General features: G+C 42.9%; 11 protein-coding genes. 6 read left to right on the top strand and 5 right to left on the bottom strand.

All coding sequences use genetic code 11. The features are described 5' to 3' along the window. Positions 1–33: 33 nt before the first annotated feature. Positions 34–822 (top strand): EAL domain-containing protein, encoded by a 789-nt coding sequence (locus tag R7Q09_RS13970; protein ID WP_213866350.1) that lies wholly within the window; start codon positions 34–36, stop codon positions 820–822. A 27-nt stretch (positions 823–849) separates the two neighbouring features. Here the strand turns inward: R7Q09_RS13970 and R7Q09_RS13965 are convergent, their stop codons facing one another. From R7Q09_RS13965 to R7Q09_RS13955, 3 genes are all read right to left on the bottom strand, one after another. After that, complete coding sequence (locus R7Q09_RS13965; RefSeq protein ID WP_262664993.1) at positions 850–2103, bottom strand: DEAD/DEAH box helicase; 1254 nt, start codon at positions 2101–2103, stop codon at positions 850–852. Positions 2104–2170: 67 nt separating this feature from the next. Continuing rightward, positions 2171–2773: an ACP phosphodiesterase gene (locus R7Q09_RS13960; protein WP_017820947.1), complete on the bottom strand. Its 603-nt coding sequence runs from the start codon at positions 2771–2773 to the stop codon at positions 2171–2173. An 81-nt stretch (positions 2774–2854) separates the two neighbouring features. Then, positions 2855–3028 carry a hypothetical protein gene (locus R7Q09_RS13955; RefSeq protein ID WP_017820948.1) on the bottom strand — a complete coding sequence of 58 codons (174 nt, stop codon included), beginning with the start codon at positions 3026–3028 and terminating at the stop codon, positions 2855–2857. 314 nt (positions 3029–3342) lie between these two features. On the opposite strand from R7Q09_RS13955, the gene R7Q09_RS13950 reads away from it, so the two are divergent. Beyond that, the gene (locus R7Q09_RS13950) at positions 3343–4773 is read left to right on the top strand and encodes a methyl-accepting chemotaxis protein (RefSeq protein WP_318070865.1); all 1431 of its coding nucleotides are present in this window, start codon (positions 3343–3345) and stop codon (positions 4771–4773) included. Positions 4774–5203: 430 nt separating this feature from the next. Here R7Q09_RS13950 and R7Q09_RS13945 read toward each other — a convergent pair whose 3' ends face one another. Both R7Q09_RS13945 and R7Q09_RS13940 read right to left on the bottom strand, forming a co-directional pair. Then, a complete protein-coding gene (locus R7Q09_RS13945) occupies positions 5204–5872 on the bottom strand; it encodes an HAD-IA family hydrolase (protein WP_017634183.1) in 669 nt (222 codons plus the stop codon). 195 nt (positions 5873–6067) lie between these two features. Further along, the gene (locus R7Q09_RS13940; RefSeq protein ID WP_318070864.1) at positions 6068–6577 is read right to left on the bottom strand and encodes a flavodoxin; all 510 of its coding nucleotides are present in this window, start codon (positions 6575–6577) and stop codon (positions 6068–6070) included. 145 nt (positions 6578–6722) lie between these two features. On the opposite strand from R7Q09_RS13940, the gene R7Q09_RS13935 reads away from it, so the two are divergent. From R7Q09_RS13935 to glgC, 4 genes are all read left to right on the top strand, one after another. Then, positions 6723–7193: a CreA family protein gene (locus R7Q09_RS13935; protein WP_005397614.1), complete on the top strand. Its 471-nt coding sequence runs from the start codon at positions 6723–6725 to the stop codon at positions 7191–7193. Between the two features lie 233 nt (positions 7194–7426). Continuing rightward, the gene (locus R7Q09_RS13930) at positions 7427–8731 is read left to right on the top strand and encodes an inosine/guanosine kinase (protein ID WP_005376376.1); all 1305 of its coding nucleotides are present in this window, start codon (positions 7427–7429) and stop codon (positions 8729–8731) included. 236 nt (positions 8732–8967) lie between these two features. Then, a complete protein-coding gene (locus R7Q09_RS13925) occupies positions 8968–10716 on the top strand; it encodes a formate--tetrahydrofolate ligase (RefSeq protein WP_318070863.1) in 1749 nt (582 codons plus the stop codon). 537 nt (positions 10717–11253) lie between these two features. After that, the gene (gene glgC, locus R7Q09_RS13920; RefSeq protein WP_033906540.1) at positions 11254–12471 is read left to right on the top strand and encodes a glucose-1-phosphate adenylyltransferase; all 1218 of its coding nucleotides are present in this window, start codon (positions 11254–11256) and stop codon (positions 12469–12471) included. Positions 12472–12556 lie beyond the last annotated feature (85 nt).

Here is a 12556-nt window from a genome sequence, read left to right as displayed (position 1 = left end):
GATGTTGAGACATTGATTTAGGTTGTGGTAACAATGATGAGCATCTCGCAACTACTTAGTTGCATCCGGAAAGAAGCCGACGGGCAGTATATTGCGAAATACGCGAACTTCACTCTCCGCAGTGTCTTTCAACCCATATATAAGAACGATATTTCCATCGTTGGCCTTGAAGCACTGGTAAGAATTAGCAATGCCAATGGCACCATGGTTAGGCCAGATCAGTTTTTCCAATCCAAAGCGACTCCCACTCAAGATTTGCTCAATGTTGAACGCTTAAGTCGCCTAATCCATATCAAAAATTTCTCTCAGTCTCGCTTTCACACAAAACAATTGTTTCTCAATGTATTACCGGTAGCGGCAGAGATACTAGTCAAAGACGTCACTTATAACCGACTGCTAAAACAAACCATTTATGAATCGCATTTGATGAATGAACAAATCGTCATGGAGTTACTTGAATTGAAGGTGGAGGATGAAGTCTCTTTGTCTCAAGCTGCTCGGGAGTTAAGTCTTGAAGGATTTAAATTAGCGATTGACGATTATGGCGTCAATGCATCGACAACTGAGCGAGTGAGAAGCGTTTGCCCAGATATAATCAAGATGGATCGCTCTTTATTGCTAAGGTATGAAAACGGTGATTTTAAAGCGCTTAACGATGCATTATCACTCGCAAAAGCGTTATGCTCTAAAACCGTTATCGAAGGAATTGAAACCGAGCATCAACTTCGCTTAATGAAAAAGCTCGGTTTCGATATGTACCAAGGGTACCTACTTGCTATCCCCCAAACGTTAGACGTCTATGAAGAGGCAAAAACAGCCTGACTATGTAAGAACAAAAGTTTGCGCGGTTTAGCGAGAGCTAAGTGATTTACCACGATTCTTATGAATCGCCAATTTTGCTTTTAGCTTACGCTTCTCAGATGAACGACTACGACGACGCCCATTTTGTTCAGGCTCAACTTCTTCTACAAGACTTGGTTCGAAACCTGCCAGCCATTCTTGGGGTAAGCGTTGATCAAGCAGATTCTCGATAGCTTGCAACAAGTACTCCTCATCTCTACTCATCAGAGAAACCGCCAAACCTGACTTTCCAGCTCTTCCAGTGCGGCCAATTCGATGGACGTAATCTTCTGCTTTGAATGGCATATCAAAGTTCACGACTTGTTCTAGCTCTTGAATATCTAACCCTCGTGCTGCCACATCGGTTGCAATCAAAGCACGCACCTTACCTTGTTTAAATTCATCCAAAGCTCTTTGGCGGGCGCCTTGTGATTTATCGCCGTTGATAGAAACCGCTTTGATGCCATCTAACTTGAGCTCTTTCGCTAACTCATCACTGCCTTGCTTCGTTTTTGTAAATACAAGCACTTGCTGCCAATTCCGCGAGCCAATTAAGTACGCTAGCAATTCACGTTTCCGTTTTTTATCCACTGGATAAACCATTTGTGTTACCGTTTCAGCAGTCGTATTTGCTGGTGAAACTTCGACTTCAACTGGCGATTCCATGAGTTTATACGCAATAGTTTTGATTCGCTTCTCAAATGTCGCAGAGAACAATAGGATCTGTTTCTCAGCAGGCAAACGTCGGAAGATGCGCTGCAAGTCAGGCCAAAATCCCATATCTAACATACGGTCGGCTTCGTCTAACACGAGCATATCGGTTTTAGAGATGTTTACGTTACCATTAAACAGGTGATCCAAAAGGCGGCCTGGCGTGGCAATCAAAATATCAGCGCCCTCTTCTAACTTTCTCTTTTGTACGCCAATGCTTGTACCACCATAAACACACACGATGCGAAGTTCTGTTTCTGCCGAGTACTGATTCAAATTATCAAATACCTGCTGTGCAAGCTCGCGTGTTGGAACCAAAATCAATGCTTGAGGTGTGCCGTTAAGTTTCTTTTGCTGAACGGTTTGTATGATAGGTAAACCAAACGCAGCCGTTTTTCCCGTACCAGTTTGTGCAGCAGCAAGTAAGTTTTTTCCTGCAAGGACGTGTGGAATTGACTTTTCTTGCACTGGTGTTGGCGTCACGATATTTAGATTGCCTAGCGTCTCGATTAGCTTTTGTTCGATGCCTAAATCAGCAAAATTAACAGACATGTGTAACCTCATTATTTTTGGAGCGCAGAGTTTACCAGAGCCCCTAAAGCCATACTACTTTTCTATCTCATTGAGTTGAGTCATTAAGCTGTTGCTGAAAATCATACGACTGGCGCAAAACATCTCGATAAAGTGACGAGAACTTCTCTTCTAATTCGGTGTAATCACTTTCAATCACTTTAAATGTTGTAATTAAGTCTGCCATTCTAGGGCTTCTTTGCGACATCCGATGTAGTGCAAATTCTATATTGTCTAGATCTTGATAGGATTGAAGCCATCGGCCATGCCACATCCTACTGTGGAGCACCAAAAAACGTGGCGGCAAATGTTCATGAACCTCTCGGTTTACTCTCTCGTATGCCGTTTGTACAAAGTGTTCGAGAGGCACGGAATGAAAGTCGTTCCAGTGTTTTGCGAGGCAATGATCCCAAAACATATCCAAAGCGATAGGTGCAAAACGTCGCGCAACACCAGTGAAATGAGGCTTACATTCGTTGACGATTGGATGATGGTCAGTAATACGGTCAACAAATCTATGTAATCTGATGCCATTTGAGATATCGCGATCATACAGCTTGCTTGGATCTCCTTTTACGAAGTCTCCAAGCAAGTTTCCCAATAAATGGCTGTTACTGTGATCTGCGATATGCAGGTGGGCTAGAAAGTTCATTCGACGCCAGTTTTGGCCTCTAGGGCTTGGTGTGACATGAACCTAGTATAACGTCAATTACGACGAGATGAGAGTGTTCCGCTATTCGGCTTCGTTGTCTGAGCCAACGTATTCCGACAAGATAATGCCAATTTCAAGCGCATCTAGCAGCTCTAGGCTCTCATCGTTTTGGTATTGGTCGCTCATTGTGACCTCCTTTATTTTAAGCTCTCTTGCTTTTACTTGCTGACGGCCTGGCTCTTGCCATATCCACATCAGCAACTCCTTTTTATAGTCTTTATATGACACATTCATGACAGCGAGAAGTAAAGATTTAAAAACCTATGAGCATAATCAAAAGTAAACGATTGCAATTAAGTTTCATATCCGCTTAACACTTTAGAGAAATGACTCTTTTATCAACATTCATGTCAATTTAAAGATATAACATACTGTTATAGGCGTCCTTAGATCTCATTTCTTAAACTAAATTTAGTATTCGTTACATATTTTGCTGATTAACTTCGCATATTTTGTTTCGATATAGCAATAGATTTGGTCAATATCTTTTATCTCTAATGGAGCTTTAAATGAGAGAAGTTGAGTTTAGAACGATAGACAGGCTGTTTATCATGATGTCTATCAACGACAAAATGTGGGTTATATTCCTACTATTTTTAGTAGCCCTCACTTCAGTGGCTGGAAGCCGCTACTTCAATGAAATACAACAATTTGAGCAGCAAGCCATCTCGGCGAGCGAAGCGAAGCTTTCTGGTATCGTTGATGCTCAATCAAACCGCGCTACAGAAATTGACGGCGTATCGAAATCGAACCGCGTAAGCGAGAGTTCTTTTGTCGATGGGTCTGTGACCGCTTATGCCAAGTTGCATTCTGGAGAAGTGATTAAGCTGACTCAAAATGTGTCCACACAATACGAATCGTTAAAATCATCAGCTCTATCGTCACTATTACTCAGCTTCTTATGGGTTATTCCTTTTGCCCTATTCTCTTACTGGGTGGCAACGTTTATCGGAGGAGCTCTGTGGGTTTTATATACAACAACCGAAAAAATTGGTGACGGTGACTTAACCTCTCGTCTTGGTTTCCATCCAGGTCGAGATGAATTCGGTACCATCGGCTGTGCGCTAGACAAGTCTATGGATACCTTAAGTGAACTGGTTAATAGTGTTAAAAATAATGCAACGATGTTGAGCGAGACATCTTCTGCATTCGAAAAAGATATGCAGTTGAGTGAAACCCAGATATCTCATCAATATCAAACGCTTGATTCAGTCGCGACGGCAATGGAAGAAATGACAGCCTCTGCAAAGGAGGTATCAAGTATTTCTCAACAAGCAACGACGCAGTCAGACCAAGATGCCCAGAAGATCGAACTAAGCAGAAGCCGTGTACAAAACGTGATTGGCGAGATAGAGACGTTATCTAGCTATATTGAACAAGCCTCTACGTCAGTAACCAATTTAAACGAGAATACGACGCAGATTAATGACGTGATCACAACGATTAACGCCATTTCAGAACAAACTAATCTGTTGGCACTAAACGCAGCAATCGAAGCAGCCCGTGCTGGTGAACAAGGTCGTGGATTTGCAGTGGTTGCCGATGAAGTACGTACATTAGCAAGCAGAACTCAACAGGCAACAGTAGAGATCCAAGCCATGATTGAGAAGCTTCAAATAGAGAGTCAGAACATTGCTTCAATCACCAACCGAACCGTTCAGCAAGCTCAAACCAGCAGCCAGCTTATTGATGAAATCGGCCATGATGTTACCTCTATTGCCGAGTCAGCACGCTCATTAATGGACATGAGCATTCAGATTTCCACATCTGCTGAAGAACAAAGCGCAGTGGCTAACGATATTGCATCGGAACTTTCAGAAATTCGTAGTCAATCAAGCACAATCAGAGAAGTGGCGGAGCAATCTACCGCTGGCGTCGCTAATCTCACGCAAGCCTCCGTTTCTCTTGGTGAGATATTACAACGCTACCGCACCGCATAACGTTGTGGAACTCATGATCAACAAGGGCTCCTTAAGGAGCCCTTTTCTTTAAACCGTGTTCAACTATTACCTTCGATATTTCCTACGACATCCAAGTGGATATTTGAAGTGAATCTCAAGTTCTCGCTGTACCGGATGAAATAATGTTCTTAAACAAAGCGTTCCGCTATGCTTGATCTTGCCAATTCCAATTTGCTGCTGGAAAACAATATGAATAATTACAAAGACACAAAAGACATAGAGAACCTGAATTGCCCACTCTGCCAAGGAGATGAATATCTCATTTCATCGGATGGCGAGAAATTCACATGCGCTGCTTGCGGATTTCATACAAAAAACTTCTCATCTATCCAATGTCTACATCAAACGCCTTACCTACAGTCTAAACTTAAGCACATCCACAGCTTGAGTCCGGTTTGCCATTAGTAGGTCAAACAGAGCAGCCACACAGCTGCTCTTTTAATTCATCTAAATGATGGATGCGAATTACACGCTCGTCATCAACACGATTGATAGCTTCACCATTAAATAACTGCACCGTTTTGATACCGGCGTTTAGTCCCGCCTCAACTCCTTTAGGAGTGTCATCAATATAAAGACAGTCACTTGGTAAAAAGCCCATGCTCATAGCACTGTACATGATTAAATCGGGCTCAGGCTTCCAACTATTCGCATCGAATGCCGAGAACACTTTCCCTCGGAAAGCATCGAGTAAACCGGTTAACTCCAAAGCGTATTCAATTTTATCTTTAGGTCCATTAGACGCCACACAATATTCGATATTATGCGAATCCAAAAACTGAATTAATCGTTTTGCGCCATCCATCGGCTGTAAGTGACGCACAAAAAGAGACTGGACTTCTTCTCGGTATTGCGGCTCTAAAACATCAATTGGGACTTTGATATCTTTCAATTCTTTAGTATCTAAAAGGATGTCAGCGAGCTTTCCTCCTTTAAAGTGAGAAACGCACTCTTCCATCGTTAACGCAGCCCCATGCTGGTTAAATACGTTGACGAGCGCTTGGCAACACAGTCTTTCGCTGTCGACCAACGTACCATCACAGTCAAATATCACGCACTTAATATTGGTAATTGCCATAGCCATCTCCAGACGTCTTAAAGGCTCAAGCCCAAGCTGATTTTAAGAATGTTTGGATTAATCTTATTTGAGTTTGGGATTGTTGAAACGACGAGCTTGGCATTTCATGGAAATAGAAGGGAGCAATTACAGTTTTTCTAAGCAAGATCACCCAACGTCATCTTGCTTTACTTTTTATGCACATTGATGTGTAAGTTAGTCTTCGATAACCACTGAGTCTAACAGTTTTTGCTCGGTGCTTAGTCTTTTAGCCAGATCAGCCACAAACGAGCTTTTGTATTTTGATTCAGAAACAGCGACATCAGAGATGAGTGTATTTCCTTCGAGATGGCTAACAATAGCAGCACCAATTGGGACTCCTGATTTAAAACCAACATATAATTCAAAATCTGGCGTGAGGATAATCTGTGTCAGATATTCAATGATCATATCTTTATCATGCTGCTGTTCCCAGCGCTGAGATTGCAAGATAGAGAACATAATGGTCAGTCGATGAAAATCGACCAGAAAAATATCGTCGGGGTTAAATTCAGAGTCACTTTCCAGTAATGTGTCTTTGTCGACTACTTGATACGTTGCTTTTTCTAGCGTTTTGAAATAGACATCGCGCCCTTTCAAACTCTTTGGTGTCGGAAATTCAACTTCGACCAGATCATACAGCCATGTATTTTTACGCTCGATACTGGCTAACTGTTGTTCATTCATCTTGATACCTTCGTTTAGAGCAGTACATTAGCATGAAGCCCGCAACAAACCTAGCGCACATAGACCTTTCCGTGGCTAAATTTTGTTTTAGGTGCAAACCTCTGATAGATTTCATCAATATCTTTCCTAGTTAAGGACAAAAATAATGAAAAAGATGCTGTTAAGTGCATTGCTTGCTACTACTCTAGTTGGTTGTTCAGATAACGATGTTGCTGACGTGGGGCTCGGTTGGTTTACTTTGAAAGACATCAAAGTCGGTGAGTTGAAAGACGAGGTGGTAACAGGTGTCACATGTCACATCGCCTCTATCGAAGCGGATTTCAGCTTAGCAGATCCAAGTGATAGCTCAATATCATGTCGTCAGACTGGCGAAATCACACCGGAAATGATTGCAAAAATAGATAAGAGTAAGTCCGGTGAAATTGTATTTAAGAAGTCAAAAAGCATTTTCTTCAAAACAATGAAGGTTCGCCGTATTTATGATGCCGATAACCAAACCTTACTCTACTTGTCTTATACAACAAAAGAGACCGATGGTAGTTTTAAGCATAGCCTTTCGACAGTCCCACTTTGGGGTACCAAGGCTTACGTTGAGCCAACTGAAGTGAAAAAGTAACGCGGGTAAATTTAGTTAGCGCGGAGCAGGCTCTTTCCGGGCGCTGCTGAGCAACAAGTTTAAAAAACAACCCATTGCAATACGACAAGCCTCATAAATTGCAGCTGCTTTGGTTGCTATTTACTCAGCTCGCTGATTTTTTCAGCGAGCAGACTTCTTTGTAATAAATCGCCACGATTTTCATTTTTTTGTGATACAATCCCGCCTCTTTTTTTTCTCACTCAAGAACAAGCATGAAGTTTCCTGGTCAGCGTAAATCTAAACACTACTTCCCAACTCACGCTCGAGATCCATTAGTAAACCAAATCCGACAGGCACCTAAGCTATATCGCCCAACTATTGTTGGTGTCGGTCAAACCATTGTAGATATCGAAGCACGTGTAGATGACGCGTTTTTAGAGAAATACAACCTGAGTAAAGGACATTCGCTCGTTCTTGAAGAAAGCAAAGCAGATGCACTTTACGAAGAACTGGTTGAGCAAGGCCTGATCACACACCAATACCCAGGTGACACGATTGGCAATACTCTTCACAACTACTCAGTTTTAGCCGATAGCAAATCCGTTTTGCTCGGTGTGATGTCTAAGAACATTCAAGTCGGTTCTTTTGCTTACCGCTACCTTTGCCGTACGTCTTCACGCATGAACCTTAACCATTTACAAACGGTAGATGGCCCTATTGGTCGCTGCTACACCCTAATTTCTCAAGACGGTGAGCGTACATTTGCTATCAACGAAGGTCATATGAATCAACTACTTCCGGAAAGCATTCCTGAAGAGATCTTTGAGAAAGCATCAGCCCTGGTTGTTTCTTCTTACCTAATGCGTGGTAAAGAAGAAGATCCAATGCCTAAAGCGGTACAAAGAGCGATCGACTTTGCTAAGAAGCACGATGTCCCTGTTGTACTTACGTTAGGGACGAAGTACGTTATCGAAGGCAACGCACAGTGGTGGCAAGAATACATTCGCGAAAACATTTCTGTTGTCGCTATGAATGAAGAAGAAGGTGCGGCGCTAACAGGTGAAACAGAGCCGCTAGCTGCTGCTGATAAAGCACTTGAATGGGTTGATCTCGTACTGTGTACGGCAGGACCAAATGGTCTGTACATGGCTGGTTACACCGACGAGAAAGTAAAACGAGAAACCACACACGACATCCTTGAAAGCTCCCTCGAAGCCTTTAACCAGTACGAGTTTAGTCGTGCGATGCGTAAAGAAGACTGTCAAAACCCAATGAAGGTCTACTCTCACATCGGCCCTTACCTTGGTGGACCACTAGAGATTAAGAACACTAACGGTGCAGGTGATGCAGCCCTTTCAGCCTTACTGCATGACATGGCAGCAAACTCTTTCCACCAAAAAGAAGTGCCTAACTCAGAAAAGCACGAAGTACGATGCTTAACCTACTCCTCGCTTTCTCAGATCTGTAAATACGCAAACCGAGTAAGCTATGAAGTGTTGACGCAGCACTCTCCTCGCCTATCGCGAGCGCTTCCTGAACGAGAAGATAGCTTAGAAGAGACTTATTGGGATCGTTAAAACGACAGCTTTAAAGCTAAAAATATATCAAGGTCACCATTTGGTGGCCTTTTTGTTTTTATCTAGCACTATAACGAGTAGATTTCGTTAGTATGTCGCACAATACGAAGCAGTAAACTCTTTACAAGCCTAACCGAAACAGTACCATCACCAAGCAGACCTTTGCCTCACAATAATACTCGTTATAACTTAGGTAGTTTTTCAACGCTACCTGAGTGCCACTTTGGGGATTCTCCATGCAGTCAGATATCGAAATTTGCCGAAACACACCACTTTCTTCTATTGATGTTATCGCGGAAAAAGTAGGACTATCACCCGAAGAGTATGACACTCACGGGAAGCACAAAGCCAAAGTCCACCCAAAATGTTTGGAACGACTCAAAGCAAATGATGACGGTAAACTTGTACTCGTCACTGCGATCACGCCGACTCCTCTTGGCGAAGGAAAAACCGTTACGACGATAGGCCTGGCGCAAGGTTTAGCAAAGCTTAATCAATCTGTTATTGCATGTATAAGGCAACCTTCGATGGGACCCGTCTTCGGTATTAAAGGTGGCGCAGCGGGCGGCGGTTATTCTCAAGTAGCTCCAATGGAAGAGTTAAACTTACACCTTACTGGTGACATTCACGCAGTGACAGCGGCGCACAACCTTGCTTCAGCCGCTCTTGACGCTCGCTTGTTCCATGAACAACGCGAGGGTTATGATGCCTTTGAATCACGCACCGGGTTAAGAGCACTTAAAATCGACACGGCAAGTATTACTTGGAAACGAGTGATGGACCATAATGATCGTGCACTACGTAAAGTCAAAATTGGCCTCAATGATGCAGGAAAAACCATCAATGGTTTCGAGCGTGACGAAGGGTTCGATATTTCAGCCGCTTCTGAGTTAATGGCTATCATTGCACTAGCCAAAGATTTAAAAGATTTACGCCAACGTATCGGGAAAATTGTCGTAGCGTACGATTTGAACGGAAACCCGGTCACCACGGAAGATCTACAAGTTGCAGGAGCAATGGCAGTAACACTAAAAGAGGCGATTGCACCAACACTGATGCAAACTCTAGAAGGTGTTCCTACGTTGATCCATGCAGGTCCATTTGCAAACATCGCCCATGGAAATTCATCCATTATCGCGGACGATATTGCGCTAAAACTGTCAGGTTACACGGTAACTGAAGCCGGTTTTGGTTCGGATATGGGATTTGAGAAAGCGTGTAACATTAAAGCTGCTGCCGCCAACAAAGCTCCTGACTGTGTAGTGATCGTAGCAACATTACGCGGCCTCAAAGCGAATTCTGGACACTACGATTTACGGCCAGGTATGGCTATTCCAGATTCCATTTTTAATCCGGACCAAGCAGCATTGGAGGCTGGGTTTGAAAATTTAAAATGGCACATAAATAACGTTCATAAATACGGTTTACCTGCTGTCGTTGCCATTAACCAGTTTCCACAAGATTGTGTGAAAGAGCTTAAAGCTCTTGAAGAGCTGATTCACCAATTTAATCCAGAAGTTAAAGTAGCCATCAGCACCGCTTTTTCGCAAGGCGGACAAGGCGCAACGGAACTAGCTCAACATGTTATTGATGCGTGTACCACGCCTGTAGAGTTTTGTCCGTTATACAACAAAGAGCAATCATTACTCGAAAAGCTCATGGCAGTATGTGAAGCGGGCTATGGAGCAACCAATATAGAAATGACTCCTATCGCGACTGAACAGCTCAAACATTTTGAGCAATTAGGCTTTAACAACTTAGCGGTTTGCATCGCGAAGACACCACTATCGATAACCACAGACTCCGCAGTCAAAGGCGCACCAACTGGTTTTACCGTCCCAATCCGCGAGCTGCGCTTGTGTGCGGGCGCAGGATTCGTTTATGCATTATCTGGTACCGTGATGACGATGCCAGGCTTACCTGATAAACCCGCATTTATGAATTTAGATCTTGATGATGAAGGAAATATCATCGGTCTCTCTTAGTGCAGTGATAACGTATCGCTATCAGTGAAGTGAGCATATTCATTAAGTGAGTGGTCTACTTACCTATCCACTCACTCTCAACAACTGTGAAAAGAGTTGTCTCAGGCCTTCTACTCTTGAATTGTTGATACAAAGCTCTCTTGCCTTACATCAACGCGCCTGTTTTAGACCTTTAGAGTTAAAACGCTAACCCTAAACCTTGTTTAGCCATAGTTATTAAGCTAGAAAACCCTATTTATCTTCTTGTTTTGTCGCCACTTTACATTGTAAATCCATACTTGTTGACCTCTCCTTTCTACAATTTTGCGCCAATTTGATGCACGGGCTATTTAGCGCTTCACTAATATGGTGCAGTTGTCTTACAGTGAAATTTTAACCTCCTTGATTTTTAAGGAGATATTCTATGGCTCGATTCTTGTAGTAGACTTTTCACTAATAAGCACATTAGCACATGCTTTTCAAAACCTCTGCGTTGCATACCACCTCCTTCAGGTTAGCACCGTTTTGATGCATGTCAGAAAAGGGAAAGGGAATATTATGGAAGACGCACTCGCCGTAATTTTAGCAGGAGGGATGGGGTCTAGACTCAGCCCACTCACCGATGACAGAACCAAGCCAGCCGTACCTTTTGGCGGAAAATATAGAATTATAGATTTCACACTAACCAATTGTTTACATTCGGGTTTACGCAAGATCCTTGTTTTAACCCAATATAAATCTCATTCACTTCAAAAACACTTACGAGACGGCTGGTCGATATTCAATCCAGAGCTAGGCGAGTACATTACTGCTGTTCCACCACAAATGCGCAAAGGTGGTGCATGGTATGAAGGAACCGCCGATGCGATTTATCACAACATGTGGTTGCTATCGCGAAATGATGCAAAGTATGTGGTTGTGTTATCCGGCGATCATATCTATCGAATGGACTACGCTGCAATGCTTGAAGAGCATAAAGAGAAAGGTGCTAAGCTCACCGTTGCCTGTATGGATGTTCCCGTAGAGGATGCTTCAGCATTCGGTGTAATGGGCACCGCAGAAAACGGGCTCGTTACTTCGTTTATAGAGAAACCTGAAACCCCACCTACCCTTCCTGGAAGCGCGACCAGAAGCCTTGTTTCCATGGGAATATATATCTTTGATATGGATGTTTTGAAAGAAGCGCTTGAAGAAGACTCAAAACTCGATTCATCAAGCCATGACTTCGGAAAAGACATCATACCTAAGCTGATTGATACGGAATCCGTTTACGCTTATCAATTCTGTGGTAGTAAAGGGCGCGTCGATAAAGATTGCTATTGGCGCGACGTAGGTACCATTGATTCCTTCTATGAAGCGAATATGGATCTACTAGAACCTGTGCCGCCAATGAACCTTTATCAGTCTAATTGGGCGATTCGTACTTACGAGCCGCAGTTTCCACCAGCTCGTACTGTATCGTCGGCTACGGGTAATGAAGGTATTTTTATTAACTCCATCATTGCTACCGGTGTCATCAATTCCGGAGGCTCAGTACAGCACTCCATAATCTCCTCTAACGTACGCATTCAAGATAGTGCAACGGTAGTCGATTCCATCATTTTTGATGACGTAGAAGTTGGTGAAGGAAGTCAGTTGGTAAACTGCATAGTTGATAAACATGTTCGTATTCCGCCACATACTCAAATTGGCATCAACAAACTTGAAGATGCGAAGCGATTTAAAATCTCAGACAAAGGTATTGTCGTCATACCCGAAAGTTACCAATTCGATTAAACGACAAACTATCACAACAAAAAAGCGCACGATAATCATCGTACGCTTTTGTTTAAGTGCCTGTAAACATTAGGCTATAATAAAT

It is taken from the genome of Vibrio sp. 2130-1, from assembly GCF_033339515.1.
Note: the sequence above shows the minus strand (reverse complement) of the source record. Positions and strands in the feature narration are given on the sequence as shown.